Here is a 24,875-nt window from a genome sequence, read left to right as displayed (position 1 = left end):
ATTATTTTTTTACGAAAATAGAATAGAAAAAACGTCCGGTATTTCTCGCGGGACAAGTAGTTTTTCATGAAACGAGTTATTATTGCAGTTGAGAACCTTGGGTCTGTTCCGCAGCAATTATTGCAAATCACGGCTGTATATCCGGCCGAGCTGGTGACCTACGACAAACTCCAGTCCCTGTCCTTCGATAGCCCCGCCTTGCTCATCGTCGATCTTGAAAACATGACGCGCGACTGTCTCAGTCGGCTCAAGAGCATGAGTAACAACTCCGTTCTGGAAAAGCTCTGTGTGCTCGATACAAAGAGCCGTCATCAGGTGTTTCAGGCGCGGGAACTCGGGATTTACAATCTGGTCCACAAGGACGACTTCGCCTCACTAATGGTCAAACTTCGAGAGTTGCTCGGCAACTACTCGAAACCGAACCTGGGCACGAACTGCTCCAGCCAGATGGGAAGTGCTGTTAATGCCGCGTGCTCTGCACTCGATCAGATGTCTCAGGCGATCCTGAACGACGCGCCGCTTCCTGTTCCCAAACTCGCAAGAAGTGCGGTGGACATAACAAATACGATATGCACTGAGGGGCTCGACAACTGGCTTTCCGCCGTTCAACAGCACCACAGTCACACCTATTGCCACACAATGATGGTGACGGGACATGCGGTCGGTTTTGCAAAAGCTCTCGGCTTGCCGGAACAGAAGCAATACATGCTGGGCCTTGGCGGACTCGTCCACGACCTGGGCAAAGTCAGGATACCCTTGTCGGTACTCGACAAACCGGCAAAACTGAACGCCGAAGAACGTGATCTGGTCAACAGACACCCACGTTTCAGCCAGGAAATTCTGCGCGGGCGCAAGGAAGTTCCAAAAGAAGTGGTCGACATGGCCGTCTGGCATCACGAGATGCTCGATGGCTCTGGATACCCTGACCGCCTCAGCGGCGAAAGCATTCCGGATTCCGTTCGGATGGTCACGATCGTCGACATCTATTCCGCGCTTACTGAAAAACGCGCCTATAAGGACAGTTACAGTCCACGACAGGCTTTTTCGATCATGTCGGAAATGGGCAACAAACTCGATCAGCAGCTTCTTCGCACGTTCCGAAAATCAATTCTCAAAACAGATCTCGGCGCCTTGCGGCGTACCGTTGCCTGTTAGCCGCAAGGCACCCAGAGCTGCGCACATAAAATCTTTCGTTAATCGGAGTATTCGCCAATCAGATCTGGCATGAAAGGCAGATCGGTCACGCCAATGTCTAATCCTGCCTGAAACAGCAGGGTCGATAGTTGACCCCGGTGGTGCGTTTGATGATTGAACATGTGTGTCACCAGCAGCCAACGTGGACGCCGGCGCGTCTTGCGATCAGTCACACTCGTCCATTCAAGCGTGCCAGAGAGCCAATCTTCAGACAGCTCATCCGCAAAGACCTTGATATCATCGCAGATCTGAAGGTGCGCGGTCGTCAGTTCGTCAAAATCATCAAAGAGGTCGACCCCCATTCCCTTAATGTCATAGGGACGGCCGGTAAATCGCCGCATCCAGGCCCTGTCTGCGAACAGGATATGGTTGAGCGTGGAATGCACGGACCGGAAAAACGCACCTTTGTCCGCTTTTCGCTCCGCATCACTCAGATTGCCTGCCGCCTCATAGGCCTTTTGCGTCATCCAGCCATTATAGGCTGCCATGCGTCGATAAAGCTCAGGATCAATATGCGTCAACGTCAGTGACCTGCTGATTGCGCGATCACTTTGATCGGCGGATGCTCAACCTCTTCAAAGCGTTGGCTGTCTTCGTTCATGACCCTGAGTTCACCGGAACCGATATCGAACCAGGCACCGTGGAGCCGCAGGGTCTCGTCCTGAACAGCTTTTTCAACGAATGGAAATGTCATCAGGTTTTTCAGCGACTGGCGTATCCCGGCATATTCCATGGCCAGTTGCGGGTCGTCCGCCTGATCCAGAGGCATGCACGCCATTGCGATCGCAGCAGGTTCCAGCAACTTGATCCAACGGCCGATAAACTGTCCCGTTTCCATTGGCGCATTGGCATGTTCACGGAACGCTTTAACGCCGCCGCACTGTCCGTGACCCATGACGACGATATGCTTGACCTTGAGGCTACCGACCCCGAACTCGATCGCTGCACTGGTGCCGTGCTGACCTTCTGTATCTTCATAGGGCGGAACGAGATTTGCGACATTGCGTACAACAAAGAGCTCACCAGGACCCATGTTGAAGATGCCTTCGGGGGTTACACGGCTGTCGCAGCAGGAGATGACCATCACCTCCGGTTTTTGCCCGTAAAGGGCGAGCCTTTCGTGGGTCTCACGGTTCCTGACAAAACCCTTGTTCAGATAGCGTTCGTAACCATCCAGCAGATGCTTGGGCAAGCTCAAATGCCGATCTCCCGATTTGCGCTGCCAGCGTGGCAGCTTCCTCAAAAGACCTTTTTATCAGCTTCCTGAAACGAAAAAATCCGATGATATACGTATATTACCGTATAAATCAGAAGCGTTCCGCGCGCAGCACAGAGCAGTCTGTCACGGTGACGACACCGATGTGCCGTTCCACGACGCTGAAAGCCGCATCCAATAGCGCATCCAAGCGGTCAGGCCGGATGATACAGATAATCTGGATCATGCCACCAGCACGCGAAACCTGGCCTTCACGACTCCAGCGCCCGGACCGCCCGCTGCCGCCCATAACCGGCAAAATCGTATAGCCCGTCACACCTGCTCCATCGAGTGCATCCGTCAGCCGCGTTTCCATCGGTGCCTCGATGGTGATTTCGACTCTTTTGGCGTCTTTCATTTCCATGGCGACATCCTCAAATGACCTGCGCAAGCGATAGATATAGCGGAATACCGATCGTCAGATTGAACGGAAAGGTAATCCCGAGTGACATGGTCAGGTAAATTGATGGATTGGCTTCGGGCAAGGCAACCCTCATTGCAGCCGGCACCGCAATATAGGACGCCGATGCGCTCAGCGTCATGAGCAATACCGTGCCTCCCGTGGAAAGGCCGATCATGCTGGCGGCGATCAGACCGGCGAAGGAACCAATGATCGGCATGACAATACCGAAAAGGATCAACCCGGGACGCAGATAATGCGCACTCGACCTGAGGCCACGGCCAGCGACCAGACCCATATCCAGAAGGAACAGGCAAAGCACACCTTTGAAGGGAGCAACAATGAAGCTCTCGATATCCGACAAGCCTTGTGGACCCGACAGGAACCCGATCACGAAGGACCCGACCAGCAAAACGATTGAACCGTTAAAAAGAATTTCCCTTAAGAGCCCCTTGGAATCCTGTGCCCGGCCTTCATTGGCCGCCTGTGTTGAAAACCTGGCGGCAAGCCACAAGGCCGACAGGATCGCGGGCGCTTCCATGACGGCAGCAACGGCAACCAGATAGCCTTCGCTGGCTATGCCCTGGCTTTGCAGAACCGACGTGGCCGCGACGAATGTCACGATTGAAATCGAGCCGTAGTGGCCAGCGACCGCGGCTGCGTCCAACGCATCAAGCCGTGTCATCACTCGCAACAGGCCAAATGCAACAAACGGCAGGAGAAAAGACAGGATCAACCCCGCTATCAGCGAAAAAACCAGCGTGGCGTCGACACCATGATCGCTGACACTGACACCGCCTTTGAAGCCGATCGCAAATAATAGATAGATCGAGAGGGTTTTTGCAGCTGCCTCCGGCACCGAAAGGTCGGAGCGGACCAGAGCTGCTGCCAGGCCAAGAGCAAAAAACAGAATGATAGGCGACAACAGGTTTTGTGCCGCCAAATTCAAAATCGTATCGACCAAGACCAATGCGCCCCTGCTGCGGCCAAACCTCGAGATCAATCGTGGTTTGCACCAGATCTGCCCCACCCTTGTCGTCGCAAATTGCGAGATACGTAGGATTACTTACCCGCGACATAGCCGCTCGGCCAGCGGGACGCAAGAGCTGAGCGCTTAAGCTAAGGGGTGATCAACTGCCGGGTGGGCTGCAACGATGACTCAAGTCGCAACGTTGACTTCATGCGGCAGCGGCTCCGTATCGCCATGGTCTTCATAGGCATGACGAATGTTGTCCGCCGGCAATCGGTCCACGGGCCCCCGGAGCGGGTTGACCGGACCGTGATCAACGCTTGGTTCCAAGGCACTCAAGGCAGCCGCACGATAGGCCGCGACGCCGTCAAGCGCATGACTGTCAACAGGATGAGACTCTACAAGAACCGCCGGATTGTCCTCAGACCCTCCGGTTTGTGTTTCATGGCGCTCTGCGGTGTTACGCTTCTTTCTGCGGTCGTAGCCGGTGCCGTCACCGTCGCGGTCCGCTGGATACTCTGTCGCATGCGCCACGACCTGGGCCGAGTGCGGCCGCTCAATCGTCGCCATTCCGGCCTCCTGGCCATTCAGAGAGGGTTCGCCTTCTGGCAAACCTTCCTGAATATCTCAACAAAGAGTTAACAAAGCTTTACGTTAAGTTAACCCGTTGTTTCGGATAGGACAATAGCCAGCCCAACGTCAGGACAGAGCTGAACTATCCGCGCACTCCAGTTCGGTCGAGCTGTCCCGCCTTGCGCGGACTAGGCCGCCTCATCCGCACGCGTTCCGACAATTTTCACAACATCGGCCATGATGTCGGTTAGCTGGAAGTCCTTTGGCGTATAGACCGCCGCAACGCCCATGGCCTTCAGCTGCGCAGCATCCTCATCCGGAATGATGCCGCCCACCACGACTGGAATGTCATCTGCGCCTGTTGCACGCAACTTCTCCATGACATCTCGCACCAACGCCAAGTGAGACCCGGACAGGATCGACAGTCCAATCACGTGGACATCTTCCTCGACTGCCGCATTGACGATTTGAGCCGGTGTCAGTCGGATACCCTCATAAACCACTTCCATGCCGCAATCGCGCGCGCGCACGGCGATTTGTTCGGCACCGTTGGAATGACCATCGAGACCCGGCTTTCCGACCAGGAACTTCAACCGTCGCCCGAGCGTCTTTGAAACGACGTCAACGTCACCTCGAACCGCTGCGAGGTCACCAGCTTCATCACGCACTGCCTGACCGACGCCGGTCGGAGCGCGGTATTCTCCAAAGACCTGGCGCAGCGTTCGGCCCCATTCGCCCGTGGTGACGCCGGCCTTGGCCGCCGCGATCGAGGGCTCCATGATATTGCGGCCTTCCTGCGCGGCCGACTTCAAATCTTCAAGGGCTTGCTCAACAGCCGCATCATCGCGCGCATCGCGCCAGGCCTTGAGCTTTTCAATGGCCTCGCCTTCAACATGTTCGGGAACTGTCAGGATTGCACCATCGTCCCCCGTTGCCAATGGAGACGGTTCACTGTCCGTCCATCGATTGACACCGACGACCACTTGATCTCCAGCTTCAATTGCCGCCAATCGCGCCGAGTTGCTCTCCACAAGCTTGCGCTTCATATAACTGGAATCCACGGCCGCGACGGCACCTCCCATTGCGTCGATCCGGGCCAGCTCCTCACGCGCTTCCGCTTTCAGCGCTTCAACCTTTTTCGTGATCTCCGTCGACCCATCAAAAATGTCGGCATATTCCAGCAGATCCGTTTCGTAGGCGACAATCTGCTGCATTCTCAAAGACCACTGTTGGTCAAACGGACGTGGAAGGCCAAGCGCTTCGTTCCAGGCCGGCAACTGGACCGCACGCGCGCGTGCGTTTTTGGACAACACGACCGCAAGCATTTCAAGTAGGATGCGATAGACGTTGTTTTCCGGTTGCGGTTCGGTCAAGCCAAGAGAATTGACCTGAACGCCATAGCGGAAACGACGGTAACGCTCCTCCTCGACAGCGTACCGTTCACGGCAGATCTCGTCCCAGAGTTCAGTGAACGCACGCATCTTGCACATCTCGGTGACGAAGCGCATACCGGCGTTGACGAAGAAGGAGATCCGGCCGACCGCTTTGGGAAAGTCTTCGTCAGGAATGGCACCGCTAGCCTTCATGGAGTCCAAAATGGCGACAGCCGTTGCAAGCGCAAAGGACAATTCCTGGACCGGCGTGGCACCTGCCTCCTGCAAGTGATAGGAGCAGACATTCATCGGATTCCACTTGGGCATGTTGGAATATGTCCAGGCGATCACGTCCGTTGTCAGTCTGAGCGACGGCGCGGGTGGAAACACATACGTACCGCGAGACAGATATTCCTTGATGATGTCGTTCTGGGTGGTGCCTGAAAGAAGCCTCCGGTCAGCTCCCTGTTCGTCAGCGGCCGCAATATAGAGCGACAGAAGCCAGGGCGCCGTGGCATTGATCGTCATGGACGTGTTCATGCGTTCCAGCGGAATCTCGTCAAAGAGCGTATGCATATCGCCAAGATGAGCAACCGGCACACCAACCTTGCCGACTTCACCACGTGCCAGCTGATCATCAGGATCATACCCAGTCTGGGTTGGCAGATCGAACGCAACGGACAAGCCGGTCTGCCCTTTTGCGAGATTGCCCCGGTAGAGTTTGTTCGATTCAGCGGCTGTTGAATGACCCGCATAGGTCCGGAAAATCCAGGGCCGGTCCCGCTCCTGCCCCTTTTCACCTGTTGCGCTCATACCGCTATCTCCTCCGTGATCGACCGGCCTGCAAGACTACACATGAAATCCGTTCGCCTGATCAATCCTCAATTGGCCCAACACCCAGACCGTATAGCCACGATCAATGGACGTTCTAAGGCATTCTCCAGCCTGTTTTTTTCGCACTCGGCAACACGGCTTTGGTCGGTTTGTGACACCCCGCAACACGTGCACCCGAATTTACGCGCTTGCGAGATTTTTCTCTCGCAATGCAAAATATGCTTGGCATCAAAACGCAAGTTAAGCAATAGTCGAATAGATGTACGCGTCATTTTGAACAATAGTTGCGCAAAACCGGGTTTCGATCCGAACGCGCTTTGTGCAATTGCGAAATTATGCGGCGACCAAAAAATGCCCTGGGAGGGGAAGTATGACAGCAGCGCCTGAAGCCAATGACAACCTGACGCGGGGAGAAGCTCCCTTGAAAGATCTATATGAAGTCGGCGAGATTCCGCCCCTCGGTCATGTTCCCAAAAACATGTACGCATGGGCAATCCGCCGGGAGCGTCACGGCGCTCCGGAAGAGGCAATGCAGCTCGAGGTCGTACCGACCTGGGAGCTGGACAGCCACGAAGTGCTGGTCCTGGTGATGGCCGCAGGCGTCAATTACAATGGTATCTGGGCCGGTCTCGGAGAGCCCATCAGCCCATTTGACGGCCACGGAGCCCCCTATCACATTGCAGGCTCTGACGCGTCAGGCATTGTCTGGGCGGTCGGGGACAAGGTTAAGCGCTGGAAAGTGGGTGACGAAGTCGTCATTCACTGTAACCAGGACGACGGTGACGACGAGGAGTGCAACGGCGGCGACCCGATGTATTCCAACAGCCAGCGCATCTGGGGCTATGAAACGCCGGACGGTTCGTTTGCTCAATTCACCCGCGCTCAGGCCCAACAGCTGATGCCTCGCCCCAAGCACCTGACCTGGGAAGAAAGTGCTTGTTACACACTGACCCTGGCAACGGCTTACCGGATGCTGTTTGGTCATCACCCTCATGAACTCAAACCCGGCCAGAACGTGTTGGTCTGGGGTGCTTCAGGCGGTCTCGGTTCCTATGCTATTCAGCTGATAACCGCAGCGGGCGGCAACGCCATCGGTGTCATCTCGGACGAAGACAAACGCCAGTTCGTTATGGAGCTTGGCGCCAAGGGTGTTATCAACCGTAAGGACTTCAAGTGTTGGGGACAGCTCCCGGCGGTTGGCTCCCCGGAATATGCGGAATGGTTCAAGGAAGCTCGGAAGTTCGGCAAGGCCATCTGGGAGTTCACCGGAAAGGGCAACAACGTCGACATCGTCTTCGAACATCCTGGCGAAGCAACGTTCCCGATCTCAACATTTGTCTGCAAGAAGGGCGGCATGGTTGTGATTTGTGCGGGCACGTCCGGTTTCAACTGTACCTTCGACGTGCGCTATATGTGGATGCACCAAAAGCGGCTGCAAGGATCTCACTTTGCACACCTGAAACAGGCGTCAGCCGCGAACAAGCTCATGATCGAGCGTCGCATCGATCCTTACATGTCTGAAGTTTTCCCCTGGGATCAGATTCCCAAGGCCCACACCAAGATGTGGAAGAACGAGCATGCACCTGGAAACATGTCTGTATTGGTCTCTGCGCCGACCACAGGCCTGAGAACCCTGGAAGATGTGCTCGAAGCAGGCAAACGCTAACACAAAGAGCTCCCCAGAAGGCCATACTAAGAGCCTCAAGCAGCCTTGCCAGTCCGCTCAGCGGGCTGGCTTTTTTTGCACGAAATTTGCAACTCCTTAAGCTGCTGCCGCAATTCTGCTCGGGTTTCGCTCCATCACCTGTCGATGGCAAGCGAATCGCTGTCCTTTTGCGTCTGGAGCATCATTTCGTGATTGATTTACCCAAGGCCCGATCCGTCCTGCAACTGACCGCAGCCGGCCTCACTCTCATGATTGTGTCTGCCTGCATGGGTGAACGCCTGCAAACGCCGCCATTTTACCAGGATCTGGCGAAGACCGACGGACAGGTCGACCCTGCAACGGCGGCGCAGATGATATCTCAATATCGGATCAACAACGGCCTGCCGGCTGTGACACCGGATGCCCAGCTGACGGGCATTGCGCAAAGCCAGGCCGATGCAATGGCGGCAGCGGGATCAGTCAAGGCGTCGTTGGCTGCAAACCAGCAACTTGCCACGCGCATGAACAGCATTGGAGAGCCCAAAACCGCTGCGGCTGAAAACGTCAGCGCCGGCTACCGGACCTTTGCCGAAGCATTTTCCGGCTGGCGGGAATCTCCCAATCACAATCAGGTACTCCTGACACGCGACGCAACGCGTCTCGGCATTGCGACCGCGTATTCAGCCAATGCCAAGCACAAGGTTTTCTGGTCCTTGGTCATGGCAGGTCCAAGGCCGGCCCAGTAATGGACCGCCCTATTATCTGACGCTTTCAAAAGACCTTAGTAACGGCGCGGCGGATAGTAAGGCCGGTATGGGCGCACGACGCCTGGAGGCCGACGATAAATCGGATAGTTTCGATTGTACCGAGGCACACCGATGTAAACACCTGCGTTCGGGATCGGCCGACCATAGTAGTTGCCTCCACCGCCATAATTCAGATAGCGCCCGGACACCCAGCCCTTGGTGTTTGCAAATGCTGCATCACACCAGCTGAAATTCGCCGTACACCCGAACACTGTAACCGCACCGCCGTAAGGCACAGTGGTAATGACCGGATAGTTGGTTCCAGGTCCGGCACGCATGTTCAGGTTCGCCGTTGTATAGGCAATCGCCGGTCCGCCGGATTGGGCGGCCGCAGGCCAGGCCATTGCGCACAGCGCCAGGATTGCAAGCGGCAATCGGATCAATGTCATTCTCGTCAGCTCCAACAGGTTCGCCACGGCACCTTATCGCTTTGCACCCTCAAAGTGGCGAAACTGTAGCGGCTAAATGACAGATCCGTAAGCTGGTATCGGCCCGCTTGACGGGGAAATTTCCGCCCGGCGCAGGTCCTAAACGCCCAGGCGCGATCGAGTTTACTTGCATAAAGTGCACGCTTCGGCTTCATAATCGCCCTTTCCGGACAAGCGGGGAGGGGCTATGTGCGCGTTATCCAGAATATTCAGATCCATCACATTAAGCGTGGCATTTCTGGCAGCAGCGTCTGCGGCAAGTTACGCATTTGACGGGCATGCAGGGTATTACTATCCCGAACCCCAAACGCGGGAAGTCTATATCTCAGAGATCAAAACAGCCGCCGACGCCAGCAAACGGTCGCGAGCCGCATTCGTTGTCGGTCTCGCAACCCTTCAGGAAAAACAGTCCTGGCACCCGGGCTATCACCTGTTTGCAAAAGGCGGGGACCTTGAGAAGCTGATCATTGTCGCATCCGGCAACGGACAATACGACACGCTGTTTCGCTTGAGAGCGCTGCTTGCTTCACTTACGTCGAAAGCCCGCTCAACGGAACTCTTTGCCCTGTCCGATCAGCCTCATGAATTGAATTTCTTCGATTTCTGCAAACTGATCGGATTTAGTCAGGTGACCGTCAGCAACGGCAAGGACGTGGCACATCAGGTCAAGATCCGCTAGTGCAGGACTGGCGTTTCCTACCCAGAGCTTCGAAAATTCGAGCTTTCCGAGAACCGTTTAGCGCCGCAAGTCGCCCCGCAGCCAGGCGCGGTATTGCGATCTGGTCCCGAAGAATACGTTCCGGTCAACATCACCCTTGATTCCCTGGACACGGCCTTCCGCCGTATATTGCCAAAAGTACCAGTCATCGCGTTGATCGTAGATGTTGTTCGGATAGTCGGCCACGGACCTCAACCAGAACTGCTCACCCTTGAGCGCTCCGACCAGACGATCGCGGTGAAAATCGACCGAGGAATAGATAACCGGCCGCTTGCCGTAGTGTCTTTCCATTTCGTCGAGGAAGATTTTCATGTCCCGCACGATCTGTTCACGAGGGGGGCGAGTGGTACAGGTTTTGGAATGAGCATTCCATTCCATGTCCAGAACGAGTGGAATTGCCTGCGGGTCGACGGGAACGATTTCTTTCACCCAGGAGATCTGCTCTTCGACCGGGCGGCAGAAATAATAGAAATGATAAGCTCCCCGCGGAACGCCTGCCTTGCGTGCCCCGATCCAGTTATCCACGAAGCGTGGGTCGACATGATCCCCGCCCTCCGTGGCCTTGATCCAGGCAAAGGCCGCTCTTCCGGATTGTTTCACTGCCACCCAATCGATATCACCCTGCCAACGGGAGATGTCGATGCCGTGGACGGCATAGTCTTCAGGCGTTGGATCGGGGAAATCATAAGCTGCACAAGAGCTTAGAAAAATGAACCCAAAGACAGAACAAATGGACTTGATGAGCGCCAGCACAACATCCTCGGCAAAGTTAAGAAAGACTTTCCATCACTGCCCAAAATGCGCGGGATTTCCTAACGGAGTGTAGACGAATTCACGATTTCTGCGCACAAACACGTATCAACTTTCAACCCGAACCGCGATTAAGCGGAGATTGCGGCAGTTCAGAGTCCGAATTGACCCCTTCTCGCTTTTTCCGTGCACAGGCTCATTTGAGTGCCGGTTTTGTCAAAGAGTTGCGCTTCTCAAAGCTTCAACGAGTTATTTTTGAATTTGATTCTCGCCTTGCCCCCAGTGCGATTGAGAGACAACAGACCCAATGGCCAGTTCAGTCAGCCAGAAAATTCGCGCCCGCCTGATCCGATCATCCGTCCAGCCGCAGCTTTCACTGGACGAGGAAAGACGCCAATGGGAAGACGCGGTTTGTGACGACGTTATTGCAGAACGGTGCTCGGAAAAACCGGAGATGATCGCGGGCACCAGATGTCTTTGGCTGATGCCGGACAATCCTCAGCCTGACGACATTCTTCTTTATGCCCATGGTGGAGGACTGGTAACGGGAGCCATCGAAACGCATCGGGTTTTCTGTTCGCAAATCGCTGTTGCACTGAACCGAACCGTCCTGATGGTCGGCTACAGGCGATTGCCCGAACACCACACGTCAGCCCCGCGAGACGACTTTCTGGCCGTCTATTCTCATCTTATCGCCAAAGATGCCAAATCAGACCGGATTGCCTTTGCCGGAGACAGCAGCGGTGCAACCGTGATTCTTTCTGCGTTGCACCGGCTGCATGAGACAGGAACGGCACTGCCATATGCCGCCGTTTCTCTGTCAGGGGCCTTTGACACATCGCTTTCCGGCGAGAGCTTTCAAAGCAGAGCAGACGTAGACCCGGTCTTGTCGCCTGAAAGCCTGATCGACTGGCAAAAACACTTTATCGGCAGGATCGATCTGGCTGACCCGGTAATTTCTCCGCTCTTTGCAGAATTCCACTGTCTGCCACCGGTTTTGCTTCTCGCCGGTGATCATGAGCTCTGGCTGAGTGATTCCGTTCGTCTGGCAGAGCGGCTCAAGGCGAAAGGCATTAGTGCCTCGTTGTCGGTCTACCCGGACATGTGGCACGTCTGGCCAATGTGGCCAGAGCTCCCCGAGACAGTTGAAGCTTTTCTCGAAATTGACCGCTTTCTCACCAGAACGCGTCAGCTTGTGTAGCTGCCGGCTCTCCCCTTCCCCGACGCGAATCTGCGTCCTTCGGAACCTGAATTCGTTTGCACTTGCGCGCCGAATCCTTATGTCTTGACGGACCTCTAATCTTTGGCAGGAAATCCATGAGCGAACGGCTGAAACTCGTCACCTGGAACATCAATTCCGTCCGGCTTCGTATGCCGATCGTAGAACAGCTGATTGAGGAAGTTTCACCCGATGTGATTTGTCTGCAGGAAACCAAATGTCCGGACGCTAATTTTCCGGAAAATGCTTTCCGCAAGGCCGGTTACGAGCACATGGCCATAAACGGACAGAAGGGTTACCACGGCGTGGCAACGGTCTCCAAGCGGCCGCTGAGCAATGTCGAGAAGCGCGATTTCTGCAATGTCGGCGACAGCCGCCATGTCGCCGTGGATGTCCCCTTTAATGGCTCTGCCATGCGTGTGCATAATTTTTATGTTCCGGCAGGTGGTGATGAACCGAACCGGGACATCAACCCGAAATTCGGCCACAAACTTGATTTTATGACTGAAATGCAGTCGTGGCTACAGGGCGGCGAGACAGCGCGTCCAGCGGTACTGGTTGGCGATCTGAACGTAGCTCCCTATGAACACGATGTCTGGTCGCACAAGCAGCTTCTGAAAGTTGTCTCCCACACGCCGATCGAAACCGAACTTTTTGAAAAAGTGCGCGAAACCGGGGGATGGCTCGACGCCATGCGCCAATTCACACCGCTCGAAGAAAAGCTCTACACGTGGTGGAGCTACCGCGCGAAAGACTGGTCAAAGGCGGACAAGGGGCGCCGGCTTGACCATGTGTGGGTCTCGGAACCGCTTGTCCCGCACATTAAAGGCACATCGGTCCTGCGCGACGCACGCAGCTGGGAGAAGCCGTCGGATCATGCGCCGGTGATCGCCGAATTCACATCGTGACAATCACCTTGCCGCGCACACGGCGCGCCGCGATTTCATCAAGTGCTGCGCCAATGTCCTCAAGCGGATAAGTGCCGTGAATATGCGGCTTCAACTTGCCCTCCTGCACCCAGGCGAGAAGCTGCTGCATGTTTTTTCGATGACCCTTCCGGTCCCGGTCGATTGCCGCTCCCCAAAAAACACCCATGACGTCGCAGCCCTTGAGCATGACGATGTTGAGCGGAATTCTTGGAATGTCCCCGGCTGCGAATCCGATTACCAAAAAGCGCCCTTCCCATGCCGTTGCCCTAAGGGCCTGCTCTGAAAGGTCTCCGCCAACAGGATCATAGACAACGTCAACGCCCGTTCCTCCAGTCAGATCCTTGAGGCTTTCCTTGAGTGGTTGCCGGGAATAGTCGACGGTCAGATCCGCGCCTAGCGTTCTGGCAAAAGCCAACTTTTCCTCCGAAGACGCACAAGCGATGACTTTCGCCCCCATGACCGACGCAATTTCCACGGCAGCCTGTCCAACACCCCCGGATGCACCCAGGACTGCAACGGTTTCGCCAGGCTTGAGATTGGCGCGATCACGATAGGCATGCAACGTTGTGCCATATGTCACGATCAGACCCGCAGCGGTTTCAAATGGAATCTCATCCGGCAAACTGACGAGATCCTCCGCTGGAACCGCTACAAGTTCCCGCGCCGCGCCCCACCGCATGTACCCCATGACGCGGTCACCGGGCGCGAAAGCGGTCACATTCTCGCCAACCTGCTCAACAACTCCAGAGAATTCGGCACTTGGCGAAAACGGCATCTCCGGCTTGTACTGGTACTTTCCCTGTATGATCAGCGTGTCGAAGAAATTCAGCGCGCATGCCTTAACTCTCACAACAACGTCGCCGGGCTCTGCATCTGGCGCGGCGATGTCCTCAACAACAAGACTGGACGGTGGACCAAACGACTTGCAAAGACAGGCTTTCACGACAACCTCAATCATCCGGGTTAGCGGCAGCGTGCGCAAGACGTCCCCTGCCTGACGTTCCGCTACCCTAGCAAGCGTCACGGTCAACAGATATTGGCATTCTGGATAAAGCTCACCTTCAAAGCCGGATGAATTTCCGCTATGAGGCTGCCAATTGAAATCAGCGGACAAACGGATGCGCGGATATTTTGCAGTCGGGGCAGAAGGCCTCTCGAAACGAATGAACCTCGGCACGCTGATGCGTTCTGCCCATGCGTTTGGTGCAAACTTCTTCTTCACAGTCGATGCTGACAAGAAACTTCGCAGCGCGCCTCCGTCTGATACGTCCAAGAGCCCTGGCCATCTGCCGGTATTCAATTGGGACAGCGTCGACACCATGGATCTGCCTCGTGGATGCCAACTGGTCGGGATCGAACTCACCGACGATTCCATCGATCTGCCCAGCTTCGGCCATCCCCTCCAGGCGGCTTATGTCCTTGGACCAGAACGCGGATCGCTGTCGCCGCATATGATCGAACGCTGTGACCATATTGTGAAGATACCGACCAAGTTCTGCATCAACGTTGCCATGGCTGGTGCCATAGTCATGTATGACCGTCATCGCGCACTCGGCCGCTATGCGGACCGTTCGCTGACCGCCGGTGGCCCAAAGGTGGAGCGGCCCAAACATGTCAGTGGTGGCCCCGTCATGAGAACGGGACGCAAGGTTCCCGGCACCTGACGGATTGTCTGCCAGGACATTCCGATCTGTAGATGGATCTCGCATCCGGATCGGCAGAGGCGACAACGGGTGGTCATCAGCTGTGAAGTCAGGATTATTGGCCCGACTGTCAGCTCATACGTGCCAACGGAATGTTCTTTCCGGTCAATTCACTTGTCGCCTAAGAGCGGCAGCAGCAGAATCCAGCTTAAACCTGCGTGCAATTTCCTTGTAACCCTCAAGCCCGGTGCTTTCACCGTGAAAAGCAAGGCTTGAATCCAGAGCCTTACCCGATCTGATGTCCTGAAGCGTCATGACATCAGGGCTCAACTCGGAGACGAGCATGATAATCGGGTCGCCATCTTCTTCGTCGAAACGGGCACCAAACTCCATCCGCATATCGACCAGCTGCACGCCAATTCCGAAAAAGACCCCGGTCAGAAGATCGTTCAATCTCAGCGCTATATCGTTGATAACATTGATTTCTTCAGGTGCGATCAGATCAAATGCTGTCAGATGACTTACCGAAACACGGGTGGGTTTCTTGCCGAGCCTGTCAGGACGAACAAAGAACTCCAGCAGCGGTTCGGGAAAACGATAATTGGGCTCCAAACCAAAATCCGATACCAGGTCGCCTGCCGCAAGGTTGCGAACAACAAGATCGAACGGAAGCTGTTCGGTCTCGTAAACTGCCTGTTCCTGTTTTCCTGCACGCGACGCGTAGTGAGTATCAATGCCCTGATCTCGCACAAACTCATGCAGGTGAATCGAAATGGTATTTGCCAATGCCGCCTTGCCCGGAATGCTTTTCATTTCCAAGGCCGGATAGGTCAAGGCAATGTCGGAGACTTCAACGACCGGTCCGTCAGCCAAATTCTTGAAGATCCGGATATCCTCGTTAAGAATGTTGTCGTTCGGCAACTTCAGCCTCCCAATTCTTGAAGTATTTCATGCTTATCCGGGCGATCTGGCCTAGTATTCCGAGCTGCTTAGGACCGGGGACGAGCAGAACCCAAGTGTTGTCTTTGAAGCGGCAATCCATGTTCAGTGTCCTGACCCAGAGCACTCGGGAAAAAAAAGCGCCGCAGACCGCGCTTTCCACTCCCCTGATCTGCTGGTCCCAGTCCAGGGCAGCGTTTGAGAAAGTTGTTCGATCAAGGAGGTTGGAAAAATCGGACAAGCCTGATTGGTCCAGGATCAGAAAACTGGGTTCAAATTCAGCAGCGTCTTCCTGAAACACAAGATGCGACAACCCATTGGAAGAAATTACATATATATTCCAGATATTTGGGAAAAATTTAGAGGCTTTCCGGTATTCTCGGACGATGTGAAACTCCCGGCCACGATACAATTTCTCGAGCCACAAATCGCCACTCATTTGATCCCGTCCAAAAAGGACGCCGATGGTTCATGCCCCTGTTCCGCTGCCATATTGATCAGCACTTCCGCCCAGTCGAGATCTGTCTCGTTTTTCACCAAGTACATTGCCAGATTATAACCGGCATCCAGATCTCCGGCTTGGAACGCCTTAAGCAGCCAATAAGCGCAATCTTTTTTGTTCTCCGAAAAACTGTCACGACAATAAATATTACCGAGATTGAAAAACGCAGGAACAAATTCTGCAGCAGCACTTTCACTGTAATATTCTATTGCTTTTTCAGTACTTTGCTCGACTGTCCCACCTTCCTCATAGAACACACCGACATTGTATGATGCAACCGGACTGCCCTTGCGACTAGCGAACTCATAAAGATCAAAGGCAAATTCCAGGTCAGCGGCTGCCTCTGCCTTTTCCGCCAGTTGCAGAACGCCCGGTATGCCTTGTTCTTCAAACAGGCAGTTCATTTGCCGTGTTTCCTCCGTCTCCCTTTCACATGCGCCAGGAAACACCCTGCCATCTGTCCCGGAGGCGTTTGTGGTCAGATAGGCAGACCAACCCGAAAGGGCCGCGAAGAAACACAGCACCTGCGTGAATTTTCCAGGCCTCAGTCGGATAGTCTCAGCCCTCCATTCACAAATGCGCCTTTGTTGTTCGGTCCGACCCGGCTTCCGCTGCTGATTAAAGAATGAGAACCGGTAGAAAAATTGTATCGATATCCGGCAAATCCGCCGAGCGTGCTTGTCTTCTTCTTCTGACTGTAGTTCCAACCGATATCCTTCGTGGCGGCAACGAGACCCTTGGAGTCGAGGCCTTGCGAATAGGTGACACGCACTCTGTTCGGTACGAGGCGAACGAGCCTCCCACCCGTATTGCCCCAGAGTTTTCCGAGTTTGCTGGTCGCGTTTCTTCCCGAAAGGATATTGGCAAGATTGTTGTCGATATTCACCCGCACTTGCGCAGTGCCCGATGCTGTAATTCGGGTCTCATAGGTGGCTTTATAGACCCCAAGCCTTGTTCCCCATCTGATAACTCTGCTGGGGATCTTCGATGCTGGCAGCGTGCCACGATTGATAATCGCTCCCCCATCAGCACTCAATCGCTTTGCGAAATTCGCCGACCATCGGCTCGTTCTCGTTTTTGTCGCAGATCTCGTGGCTTTTGCCCGATCACCCCGGAACCCACCGCGGCGGGGAGGACCGCTGGAGAGCCTGGTTTTGTTTTCCACAAGACTGGAATATCGTGATCTTGGGGAACTTGCCTGGATATGCGCCCTGCCTACCGAGGAGCGCCGGTTGGAAGCTGTGGAGGGAGCTTTCGAGCTTCTGACAGCCTGTGCCCGGCTGCCTCGGTAGCCACCCCGCCGGGGTGGCCCTTGGGAAACCTGTGCCTGCCCCCCTGTGAGCTGGCTGTAACGCGACCGAGAGGAGCTTGCCGGAATATGCGCACGACCTTGAGAGGAGCGTGAGGCCGTCGTGTTCGTCCTCGCCATGGACCGGCCTGCCCGCACCTGTTGGGCCTTTAGCCCTCGATAGCCGCCCCGCCGAGATGGCCCACGCGAGACGTTTGCCCCGGACTGGGACAATCGACTCGATTGAGAGCGGGAAGAACTCGCCGGGATATGCGCTCGGCCAACCGAGGCGCTGGATCTGTTCCTCGTCGCTCCAGATCCCGAAGCTCTGACGGCCTGTGCCTGTTCTCCACGATATCCGCCACGTCTCGAAGGTCCGCCAGACATCACCGATGTCGCTCCGGTTTGCCGGCCTGATCGGGACCCAGAAGATGATGCACTGGTTTGAGTTCGCCCACGGGAACCGATCGTCTGGTTTCGGGTCACACCAGAATTTGAGGACCTTGTTGCCGCTGCCTGGGCACCCCGATAACCGCCCCGCTGGCTAGGCCCACGGGAAACCGTCGACGTGTTACGGGAAACCTGACTATACCGTGAGCGCGATGAACTGGCGCTGATATGGGCGCGGCCGCTCGAGCTGGCAGGCCTGCTGCTTGTTGTCGTTGAGCGGGAACTGCTCACGTTAGCCCGCGCGGCTTTGGCCCGGCTGCCTCGAAAACCGCCTCGGCTGGTGGGACCGCCAGAAGTTCTCGTCTGGCTAGTGGATATGCCGGGCGCACCGCTGCTCGTGCGCCGGCTTGAAGCGGTCGGTCTTGAAGATGAACTGGATCTGTTTGTGGTAGAACGGGACGAGCCGCCGCCACCCGATCCGCTGCCGCCTCCGCCACCGCCGTAAGCGTTTAGGCCTGAGACCGGGTTTACGAGAGCCTCTTTACCCCCGACAGTCAACTCGGAAGGCCATCGTCCGAGAGTGTCGCAGATCACTGCAATCTCACGGGTCGAAAGAACGCCCTCAGGAACAATGATCTCGTTATCTGTAACGTGAATAAGGGCTCGGCCTTGACCCGGAAGAAATGACATCCGCGATATCTCCTGAACAAGCCCCCGGAAAAATTACAAGAGGCATTTCGTAAACACAACACCTCAAGTTGCATGTTCTTGCATTTTTTTCTTGTAGACACCGCCAACCCGCACATAGTCCATCTTCTCGTAGAAACGCCCGATACGGTCGGCCTGATCCTGAGTGGAAACCGAAAAACAGATTTCGATGACGGACTTGGTTCGCGCCCAGGTCTCAAAGGCACGCATAAGTTTGATCGCAATCCGGGATTTGCGGTCCTCGGGATATATGTAGAACAACTCTTCGGCAGCCATGAGGTCGCGCGAAAAAATATAGTCGGTAACGTAGCCGAAGAGCGCGCCCTGAAGGCGCCCACGGGATTTGTGGACAAAGATCTTATGCGTTTCGGTCTCAGCCAGATACATTTCTGCAAATTCACGCGCCCGGAGCGGGTCGAAGGTGATTGAACGGTAGGCCGTTTCTGAAGCGATCGCTGCACCAAGGTTTATCAATGCATCAATATCGGAGGGCTCGGCAATCGAGACACCATCTTTGACAAGTTCACCTAACTCAAGCTCGCGGCCGCACCCCACCGTATGGCTGACCAACTTTCCCATACGCTCCTCCAGCAGGGCTTTCTGTTCTTCGCTGAGCTGATCCAGCGGTAAAACAAGGTCTCCCGGTGAAGCGGTGGCAACATACCGGTCCTGGCCATGAACGAGACCATTTTCGCCAAGAAGGTTGGCTTCTCTTGCTCTCAGTGCAGCCCGTAAGGCACTCGCGTCATGCGTGGGCGACTGCCCTGTGATCAGATTTTTACGTATCCGCCGCATCAGTTTGGCTCTTTCAAACTCTCATCAAGGGCTTTGTGGAATGGATCGGTGAGATAGGAGAGGATTGATCGCTTGCCGATCTTGATTTCCGCGGTGGATGTGATGCCAGGCAGCAGTTCAAATCCGGAGGGCAGATTTCTCAGTTTGTTGTGGGTGATGGACACCCGCGCCTTGTAGTAGACCTGCGTCTGCCCGCTGGACTGGTCTTGAAGGGCATCCGGACTAATCGAAGTCAGCTCACCTTCCAATGTGCCGTGCCGTTGAAACGGAAAGGGATCCAGCTTGATGCGGACGGGCTGTCCGACATGCACCCATCCGATATCCTGCGGCGTCAAGTCGAGTTCCACATCCAGTCCCTGATCGGTTGGGACGAATGTGAACAGCACTTCAGCGGCTTCGACAACCGACCCAACTGATTTGTTGGTGACCTCCAGGATGATGCCGTCCGAGTCGGCCCTGAACTCATCAAACTCGCCCATCTTCACGATCTTCTGCAGATCGAAACGCAACTGTTCAAGCTCCGTCGTAATTGCCAACAGCCGCTCCTCGATACTGAGCGCGTAAGACGACAGAAAGAGTTCCCGCTCCACCTGCACCACATTTTTCTGGCGCGCATACCGGTCCTGCTCCCGTTCCTTTTCCACTTGTGCGGCTTCCAGGCGCTCAACTTCCGTAGATGCCTCCTGAAATCGGATGCGTGAACCCGCATTTGATTTCAGGAGTTTTTCAGCGTTGTCGAGCTTGATCTTAGCCAGTTCTTTCTGCGCTCGAAATTGCGAAGCCTGTGCGCGTGCAACTTCGATCTGGGAATCAAGCGTCTGGACCTGAGCGTGAAATTTTTCCAGCGTTGCATCCTTCTCAAACTGACGCCGTTTGAAGAGTTCAAGCTGCAGATTGGAAAGTTCGGACGTTTGCTCGGGCCTGAAAGCAAGGCCGGATTGCTCGGCCTCGAGGCGCGCGCCTTCCAACTCAAGAAGGCGGATTTTTGCCTGAAGCTGACCCCTGTCGGCCTTGGTGAGCGTGGGATCCAGCGACGCTATCAAATTGCCTTCTTTGACGTAGTCCCCGGCCTTTGCATCCAAGCTCCGGATGACCGACGGTTGGTAAGGTTGCTTGACGACCGTTCTCGACTGACTGACCAGCTTGCCGCGTGCTGTGACGGTCCGGTCTATCTGAGCCCATGCGGCCCAACCGACTGCCGATACCATCAGAAACAGGATCGTATAAAGGGAAACGCGTGCCAGATACGGCAAGCGCTTCAGCTCCACTTCGACGGAGTCCGGCTGAAAGGGAATCGCATGCCGCTCGACCCTATCTGAGGTACCATCGGCAAGCTCGGACAGTTCAGTGGTTCTCCGGTAACCAAACGGATCACGCATAATCTGCCCCAAGAGCATTTTTCACCTGAATGTCCCACATTCTTTGAAACGCCGGGGAAAACCGCGGGCTCTGTTCATCCAGCAACTCCCGGCGTGGCGCGAAGGCTTCGACACGCCCCTTGTCCAGAACCAGAATGCGATCCGCGTCGTGCAGGGTCGACAAACGGTGTGCGATAATCAGCATGGTTCTGCCATCGGCTATCTTGCTCAGATTGCTTTGGATGATGGTCTCCGACTCAACATCGAGTGCGGACGTTGCCTCATCAAAAACAAGCAGCTTCGGATTGCGCAACAAGGCCCGCGCGATCGCCAGCCGTTGCCGCTGGCCGCCCGACAGATTTGTGGCATTTTCTTCCAAAAACGTGTCGTAGCCCGAAGGCAGGTCTTCAATAAAACCCGCCGCTCCGGCAAGCTGAGCAGCCTTCCTGACGTCTTCCAGCTGCGCGTGCGCCACCGTCAGGGCTATGTTTTCCCGAATGGTTCCGCGAAACAGGAAATTCTCCTGCAGCACGATGCCCACCGATCGCCGCAGATGCGCAAGATCGATTTCCCGGAGATCAATCCCATCGAATTTCACTCTGCCGTCGTTGACGGCATAAAGACCTTGCACCAATCGGGCCAGAGTGGATTTTCCCGACCCGCTTTCTCCAACGATGCCAATTGTTTCACCGGCCTCGATTGAAAAGGAGACATCCTGAAGCGCTGGCTTGTCCGAACCGTCATAGGTGAATGTGACGTTCTCAAAGACGATTTGCCCCGAGACATCCGGCGTAAGCGTTTGTGAGGAAGAATTGCCCTCCGTCCTGGTGTTCATGATGTTGCCGAGCATCCTGACGGCCAGACGCGCCTTTTGATACTCATGGATCATCTCGACAATCTTGATCAGGGGTTGGCTGACATTGCTGGACAGCATTTTGAAGGCAATCAGCTTGCCGACGGTCATGTCGCCTTTGAAGACCATATGAGCGCCCACAAATAAAATGACGACGGACATCAGCTGCTCTAGCGTTTGGACGATGCTCTCTGCCGTCGTTCCGATTTTATCGACTTTGAAGTTGGTTCGAACCGATTGCGCCGAGCTGTTGTCCCATATGCGGTTTCGCCGTGGCTCAAGAGCCATGCTCTTGATGGTCGAAATGCCGTGAATACTCTCCACAAGCAGGGACTGCCGCTCTCCTTCCGCCGAGTAAAGGCGCATGAGAGCGGAATAGAACGGACGGATCATTCCTGCGATGACCATGGCGATCAGAAGGGAGAAGCCCACCACGATCAGTCCAAGTTCCCAGCTATAGAGAAAAAGAAGCGGAATAAACACAAACAGCGCGGTCGCATCGAGGGCTGTGGTCAGAACGTTTCCGGTCAGAAAATCCCGGATTTCATCCGTTTGTTGCATATGCTTGGTCAAAACGCCGGCAGTCGAACGCTGAAAGAACGAAAGGGGCAACCGGACCAGATGACCGAACGTCCGGGTGGCCGTTCTCATATCGATTTTCGACGTTGCGAATGCGAGAAGGTAGTTGCGCAGAAAGTTGAAAACGCCTTGGAACAGCAGAACAATCACGACAGCGACCGCGAGCACATTCAACGTCTGAAAGCTCTGATGGACAAGCACCTTGTCGACCGTGATCTGGAAAAAGAGCGGGACGGCCAACGCAGTAGCGTGGATCATCAGAGCAATGAGAATGATCTCCGTGAACAGCACTTTCTGTTTAAGAGCCTCTTTGAAGAACCAGCCCAGGCCGAACTCGCTGGCAACGGCCTCATCCGTGGTTCTCCTGAAGAGATATATCGTGCCTTTCCAGCCACGACTTAAGTCTGTTGCTGCAATCGGTTCATGCTCGAATTGCTTTGTCTCCAGGCATCTTTGCGCTGAAAAAACATAGTCTCTGCCAGTTTCAGGATCTTCCGAGTAACCGGAAATTAGGAGGGTCTCGCCCGATTTGAGAACTAAAATGACCGGATAAGCCTGACCCAGCTTCCCAAATTGGCTCCAAGACAATCGCTTCGAAGAGACCTGCAAACCCAGATCCTGCGCAATTCGCAGAAGGCGCATCTCGGTAAGAGGTTCTTCTCCTATGGAGTATTCAAATTCAATCTTGGCGCGGTCTGCCGCCAACTCATGATGCTTAGCGATTTCGATAAGGTGATCAAGCGCTTGTGGATCGAGTTCGCCTTCATTCATGAGTGAAAATCTTCCATTGGCTTAAGTCTAAATAGTTGCTCACAGATCACAAATTCTATCAAAAGTTGTGTTTTTGCACGTAAGAATAGAGTGGAGCGATAAATGCAAGTTCAGCACCGTCTGGTGCCGGCTTTCCTTGTTATTCTTTTGTGAATTGACCTGAGCACAGCGACGGACGTTCCACCGGGATTGCTTTGCTGCTGAGCGCAATCAAAGCGCGTTTGAGTGACCGGACAGGTATTGGTACTTGGAGCGAAAATCGCATTTTTTACAATCCATTGCGCCAAAAAGGCACCTGCGGAACGGGTGCGGACAGTGTCCAGCTAACAACAATATCAGCCGGGAGCCGTTTTTCGATCGCCCGCGATTTCCCAGTTAAGATCCCGATCAAGTTCGGCATCAATGTGGCGATGGCCGGCGCAATGGCTGTCCGGGATCGTCGTCCGACCAACGCATTCCACACCGGCCGCTCCGTCCTCGCCGGCAAGCTCAGTGCAAGCGGCGCGGCCTCCTACAAGAATTTCCTTGCCTTGACAGCCTCGCGACAGTTTTCATTCTATCGCTGTGGGAGGCTGCTGATGACTGGAATACGGAAAGCAATTGCGGGACTGATTTTCTTTCTGGCCTTCGCCGGACCCGGTCCTGTCCTGGCTGCGGGCAAAGCCGCGCTCGTGATCGGCAACGGTGCCTATCAGGCGATGCCAGCACTGCGTAATCCGGCGAACGATGCCAACCTGATTTCAGCAAAATTGGTGGAACTGGGCTTTGATGTGGTCCGGATCATAGACGGAAACCGCCAGGATTTCTGGGATGGGCTGAAGCAATTCGGCCGCAAGGCACAAGGTGCCGATGTGGCCCTGGTGTTTTATGCAGGCCACGGCGTTCAGGTAAACGGTCGTAATTGGCTACTGCCCGTCGACGCGGAAATCGAAGCCTCAACGGATCTGCCGGCACAAGCGCTCAAGGCGAACGATCTTCTGGAGATCATGGAAGCATCCGGTGCGAAGCTAAAACTTGTTTTTCTGGATGCGTGCCGAAACAACCCGCTGCCAAGATCCTTGTCTCGCGGCGCCGCCAATGGCCTTGCCCGGTTGGAGGCGAATGCTGCCGGCATGATGATCGCCTTTGCGACTTCGCCGGGGGATGTCGCATTGGACGGAAGTGGCAACAACAGCCCGTTCACAGAAGCCCTTGCCCGTTTGATCGACACACCGGATTTGGAAGTGCGCCATCTGATGGGGAAGGTGCGCGAAAGCGTTTATGTCTCGACCGGTGAGCGTCAACTCCCCTGGTTGAACGAAGCGTTGATCGGCGAGTTTTATTTCGGAGGACAGTCGTCAGAAGCCGCCGCACCTGCGACCCAATCCGACGCGACAGCGGCCAAAGTGGATAGCGGGTCGGCCGCACAAACGGCTCCTCTCGTGGCAAGCCGGGCCGAACCGACGCACTTGCCGACACCGCCATATCATCGCGATCTCTGCCAGTCGGTAAGAGACCTCGGCGGCACTGTAGAGTTTTGCGCCAGTTCAATTCTCGATCCGCAATTCGGCAACCGCTATGGTCCGGGCAATCTGTTCGATCAAAATCCTTCGACAGCCTGGGTGGAAGGTGTCCGAGGCGACGGTGCCGGGCAGAAAATTCTGATAGCCTTCGACCGTCCGCGCCGCGTTGCAGGTTTTCAGATCACAAACGGCTATGCAAAGAACCGCGACATCTACCGAAAGAACGCACGCGTCAGAACCGCGATGATTACTTTGTCAGATGGCTCCACTCAAAGCGTGTCGCTGCCCGATGACATGCGCGCAAACCGGTTCACTTTCGGCGCGCCACAAGAAACGACATGGCTGGAGTTCGAAATCGGGTCCGTTTTTGCCGGCGCAAGATACAGTGATACAGCCGTATCTGAACTGATACCGATCTTTGCCGACTAGGTCGTACACTTGGAACTCACGGCA

24 protein-coding genes are annotated in these 24,875 nt (G+C 55.1%); 9 read left to right on the top strand and 15 right to left on the bottom strand.

The features are described from left to right. The first annotated feature begins 66 nt into the window (after positions 1 to 66). Positions 67 to 1,155, top strand: a complete 1,089-nt coding sequence (locus FIV00_RS04600) for an HD-GYP domain-containing protein (protein WP_152499649.1) — start codon at positions 67 to 69, stop codon at positions 1,153 to 1,155. A gap of 38 nt (positions 1,156 to 1,193) precedes the next feature. Here FIV00_RS04600 and FIV00_RS04595 read toward each other — a convergent pair whose 3' ends face one another. The 6 genes from FIV00_RS04595 to FIV00_RS04570 all read right to left on the bottom strand — a co-directional run bounded on the left by FIV00_RS04595 (position 1,194) and on the right by FIV00_RS04570 (position 6,578). Next, positions 1,194 to 1,715 (bottom strand): DinB family protein, encoded by a 522-nt coding sequence (locus tag FIV00_RS04595; RefSeq protein ID WP_209006808.1) that lies wholly within the window; start codon positions 1,713 to 1,715, stop codon positions 1,194 to 1,196. 2 nt (positions 1,716 to 1,717) lie between these two features. After that, entirely contained in the window at positions 1,718 to 2,392 is a 675-nt protein-coding gene (locus FIV00_RS04590) for a carbonic anhydrase (RefSeq protein ID WP_152499648.1), read from the bottom strand. A 109-nt stretch (positions 2,393 to 2,501) separates the two neighbouring features. Continuing rightward, positions 2,502 to 2,813: a P-II family nitrogen regulator gene (locus FIV00_RS04585; RefSeq protein WP_152499647.1), complete on the bottom strand. Its 312-nt coding sequence runs from the start codon at positions 2,811 to 2,813 to the stop codon at positions 2,502 to 2,504. 10 nt (positions 2,814 to 2,823) lie between these two features. Further along, on the bottom strand, positions 2,824 to 3,813 hold the full coding sequence (locus FIV00_RS04580; protein WP_152499646.1) for a sodium-dependent bicarbonate transport family permease: 990 nt from the start codon (positions 3,811 to 3,813) through the stop codon (positions 2,824 to 2,826). A 195-nt stretch (positions 3,814 to 4,008) separates the two neighbouring features. Beyond that, on the bottom strand, positions 4,009 to 4,389 hold the full coding sequence (locus FIV00_RS04575; RefSeq protein ID WP_152499645.1) for a hypothetical protein: 381 nt from the start codon (positions 4,387 to 4,389) through the stop codon (positions 4,009 to 4,011). Positions 4,390 to 4,580: 191 nt separating this feature from the next. Continuing rightward, positions 4,581 to 6,578, bottom strand: coding sequence for a protein meaA (locus FIV00_RS04570; protein ID WP_152499644.1), 1,998 nt, complete (start codon positions 6,576 to 6,578; stop codon positions 4,581 to 4,583). A 391-nt stretch (positions 6,579 to 6,969) separates the two neighbouring features. Between FIV00_RS04570 and ccrA the strand changes: the two genes are divergently transcribed. Then, positions 6,970 to 8,265: a crotonyl-CoA carboxylase/reductase gene (gene ccrA / locus FIV00_RS04565; protein WP_152499643.1), complete on the top strand. Its 1,296-nt coding sequence runs from the start codon at positions 6,970 to 6,972 to the stop codon at positions 8,263 to 8,265. Between the two features lie 188 nt (positions 8,266 to 8,453). Then, positions 8,454 to 8,990 carry a CAP domain-containing protein gene (locus tag FIV00_RS04560; RefSeq protein ID WP_247649340.1) on the top strand — a complete coding sequence of 179 codons (537 nt, stop codon included), beginning with the start codon at positions 8,454 to 8,456 and terminating at the stop codon, positions 8,988 to 8,990. A gap of 35 nt (positions 8,991 to 9,025) precedes the next feature. On the opposite strand, the gene FIV00_RS04555 is transcribed toward FIV00_RS04560, so the two are convergent. Then, positions 9,026 to 9,439: an SH3 domain-containing protein gene (locus FIV00_RS04555; RefSeq protein WP_152499642.1), complete on the bottom strand. Its 414-nt coding sequence runs from the start codon at positions 9,437 to 9,439 to the stop codon at positions 9,026 to 9,028. Between the two features lie 226 nt (positions 9,440 to 9,665). Between FIV00_RS04555 and FIV00_RS04550 the strand changes: the two genes are divergently transcribed. Next, positions 9,666 to 10,157 carry a hypothetical protein gene (locus FIV00_RS04550; protein ID WP_152499641.1) on the top strand — a complete coding sequence of 164 codons (492 nt, stop codon included), beginning with the start codon at positions 9,666 to 9,668 and terminating at the stop codon, positions 10,155 to 10,157. A gap of 57 nt (positions 10,158 to 10,214) precedes the next feature. Here FIV00_RS04550 and FIV00_RS04545 read toward each other — a convergent pair whose 3' ends face one another. Then, positions 10,215 to 10,949: a GH25 family lysozyme gene (locus FIV00_RS04545; protein WP_152499640.1), complete on the bottom strand. Its 735-nt coding sequence runs from the start codon at positions 10,947 to 10,949 to the stop codon at positions 10,215 to 10,217. A gap of 304 nt (positions 10,950 to 11,253) precedes the next feature. Here FIV00_RS04545 and FIV00_RS04540 point away from each other — a divergent pair, with 304 nt between their 5' ends. Then, positions 11,254 to 12,147 carry an alpha/beta hydrolase gene (locus FIV00_RS04540; RefSeq protein ID WP_152499639.1) on the top strand — a complete coding sequence of 298 codons (894 nt, stop codon included), beginning with the start codon at positions 11,254 to 11,256 and terminating at the stop codon, positions 12,145 to 12,147. A gap of 116 nt (positions 12,148 to 12,263) precedes the next feature. Beyond that, on the top strand, positions 12,264 to 13,073 hold the full coding sequence (gene xth / locus FIV00_RS04535) for an exodeoxyribonuclease III (RefSeq protein ID WP_152499638.1): 810 nt from the start codon (positions 12,264 to 12,266) through the stop codon (positions 13,071 to 13,073). Here the strand turns inward: xth and FIV00_RS04530 are convergent. After that, positions 13,063 to 14,037: an NADPH:quinone oxidoreductase family protein gene (locus FIV00_RS04530; protein ID WP_152504107.1), complete on the bottom strand. Its 975-nt coding sequence runs from the start codon at positions 14,035 to 14,037 to the stop codon at positions 13,063 to 13,065. The genes xth and FIV00_RS04530 overlap by 11 nt on opposite strands. A 175-nt stretch (positions 14,038 to 14,212) precedes the next feature. On the opposite strand from FIV00_RS04530, the gene FIV00_RS04525 reads away from it, so the two are divergent. Beyond that, positions 14,213 to 14,758: an RNA methyltransferase gene (locus tag FIV00_RS04525; protein ID WP_152499637.1), complete on the top strand. Its 546-nt coding sequence runs from the start codon at positions 14,213 to 14,215 to the stop codon at positions 14,756 to 14,758. Between the two features lie 144 nt (positions 14,759 to 14,902). On the opposite strand, the gene FIV00_RS04520 is transcribed toward FIV00_RS04525, so the two are convergent. From FIV00_RS04520 to FIV00_RS30065, 3 genes are all read right to left on the bottom strand, one after another. Further along, positions 14,903 to 15,658, bottom strand: coding sequence for a phosphoribosylaminoimidazolesuccinocarboxamide synthase (locus FIV00_RS04520; RefSeq protein WP_152499636.1), 756 nt, complete (start codon positions 15,656 to 15,658; stop codon positions 14,903 to 14,905). 453 nt (positions 15,659 to 16,111) lie between these two features. Then, entirely contained in the window at positions 16,112 to 16,582 is a 471-nt protein-coding gene (locus FIV00_RS04510; RefSeq protein WP_152499635.1) for a tetratricopeptide repeat protein, read from the bottom strand. Positions 16,583 to 16,722: 140 nt separating this feature from the next. Further along, positions 16,723 to 17,607: a hypothetical protein gene (locus FIV00_RS30065; RefSeq protein ID WP_152499634.1), complete on the bottom strand. Its 885-nt coding sequence runs from the start codon at positions 17,605 to 17,607 to the stop codon at positions 16,723 to 16,725. Positions 17,608 to 18,196: 589 nt separating this feature from the next. Between FIV00_RS30065 and FIV00_RS29605 the strand changes: the two genes are divergently transcribed. Next, positions 18,197 to 18,361 (top strand): hypothetical protein, encoded by a 165-nt coding sequence (locus FIV00_RS29605; RefSeq protein ID WP_173005882.1) that lies wholly within the window; start codon positions 18,197 to 18,199, stop codon positions 18,359 to 18,361. A gap of 248 nt (positions 18,362 to 18,609) precedes the next feature. On the opposite strand, the gene FIV00_RS04500 is transcribed toward FIV00_RS29605, so the two are convergent. Genes FIV00_RS04500 through FIV00_RS04490 form a run of 3 tightly spaced genes read right to left on the bottom strand, consistent with a single transcriptional unit; the run spans position 18,610 to position 22,920 of the window. After that, positions 18,610 to 19,359, bottom strand: a complete 750-nt coding sequence (locus FIV00_RS04500) for a GNAT family N-acetyltransferase (RefSeq protein WP_152499633.1) — start codon at positions 19,357 to 19,359, stop codon at positions 18,610 to 18,612. Beyond that, a complete protein-coding gene (locus tag FIV00_RS04495; RefSeq protein WP_173005881.1) occupies positions 19,359 to 20,738 on the bottom strand; it encodes an HlyD family type I secretion periplasmic adaptor subunit in 1,380 nt (459 codons plus the stop codon). Before FIV00_RS04495 ends, FIV00_RS04500 begins: the two co-directional genes overlap by 1 nt. After that, complete coding sequence (locus FIV00_RS04490; protein ID WP_152499631.1) at positions 20,731 to 22,920, bottom strand: peptidase domain-containing ABC transporter; 2,190 nt, start codon at positions 22,918 to 22,920, stop codon at positions 20,731 to 20,733. The genes FIV00_RS04495 and FIV00_RS04490 overlap by 8 nt, the downstream gene beginning before the upstream one ends. Before the next feature lie 578 nt (positions 22,921 to 23,498). Between FIV00_RS04490 and FIV00_RS04485 the strand changes: the two genes are divergently transcribed. Then, positions 23,499 to 24,851, top strand: a complete 1,353-nt coding sequence (locus FIV00_RS04485; RefSeq protein WP_173005880.1) for a caspase family protein — start codon at positions 23,499 to 23,501, stop codon at positions 24,849 to 24,851. Positions 24,852 to 24,875 lie beyond the last annotated feature (24 nt).

The organism is Labrenzia sp. THAF82 (assembly GCF_009363435.1).
Taxonomy (GTDB): Bacteria; Pseudomonadota; Alphaproteobacteria; order Rhizobiales; family Stappiaceae; genus Roseibium; species Roseibium porphyridii.
This window is presented reverse-complemented; position numbering and strand designations above follow the sequence as displayed.

Excerpts from the sequence above, each read along its gene's own strand:
- FIV00_RS04600 (WP_152499649.1), top strand. The coding sequence starts at position 67 with ATGAAACGAGTTATTATTGCAGTTGAGAACCTTGGGTCTGTTCCGCAG.
- FIV00_RS04585 (WP_152499647.1), bottom strand. The coding sequence starts at position 2,813 with ATGGAAATGAAAGACGCCAAAAGAGTCGAAATCACCATCGAGGCACCG.
- FIV00_RS04575 (WP_152499645.1), bottom strand. The coding sequence starts at position 4,389 with ATGGCGACGATTGAGCGGCCGCACTCGGCCCAGGTCGTGGCGCATGCG.
- FIV00_RS04570 (WP_152499644.1), bottom strand. The coding sequence starts at position 6,578 with ATGAGCGCAACAGGTGAAAAGGGGCAGGAGCGGGACCGGCCCTGGATT.
- ccrA (WP_152499643.1), top strand. The coding sequence starts at position 6,970 with ATGACAGCAGCGCCTGAAGCCAATGACAACCTGACGCGGGGAGAAGCT.
- FIV00_RS04555 (WP_152499642.1), bottom strand. The coding sequence starts at position 9,439 with ATGACATTGATCCGATTGCCGCTTGCAATCCTGGCGCTGTGCGCAATG.
- FIV00_RS04550 (WP_152499641.1), top strand. The coding sequence starts at position 9,666 with ATGTGCGCGTTATCCAGAATATTCAGATCCATCACATTAAGCGTGGCA.
- FIV00_RS04540 (WP_152499639.1), top strand. The coding sequence starts at position 11,254 with ATGGCCAGTTCAGTCAGCCAGAAAATTCGCGCCCGCCTGATCCGATCA.
- xth (WP_152499638.1), top strand. The coding sequence starts at position 12,264 with ATGAGCGAACGGCTGAAACTCGTCACCTGGAACATCAATTCCGTCCGG.
- FIV00_RS04525 (WP_152499637.1), top strand. The coding sequence starts at position 14,213 with ATGCGCGGATATTTTGCAGTCGGGGCAGAAGGCCTCTCGAAACGAATG.
- FIV00_RS04510 (WP_152499635.1), bottom strand. The coding sequence starts at position 16,582 with ATGAACTGCCTGTTTGAAGAACAAGGCATACCGGGCGTTCTGCAACTG.
- FIV00_RS30065 (WP_152499634.1), bottom strand. The coding sequence starts at position 17,607 with ATGGCGAGGACGAACACGACGGCCTCACGCTCCTCTCAAGGTCGTGCG.
- FIV00_RS04500 (WP_152499633.1), bottom strand. The coding sequence starts at position 19,359 with ATGCGGCGGATACGTAAAAATCTGATCACAGGGCAGTCGCCCACGCAT.
- FIV00_RS04495 (WP_173005881.1), bottom strand. The coding sequence starts at position 20,738 with ATGCGTGATCCGTTTGGTTACCGGAGAACCACTGAACTGTCCGAGCTT.
- FIV00_RS04490 (WP_152499631.1), bottom strand. The coding sequence starts at position 22,920 with ATGAATGAAGGCGAACTCGATCCACAAGCGCTTGATCACCTTATCGAA.
- FIV00_RS04485 (WP_173005880.1), top strand. The coding sequence starts at position 23,499 with ATGACTGGAATACGGAAAGCAATTGCGGGACTGATTTTCTTTCTGGCC.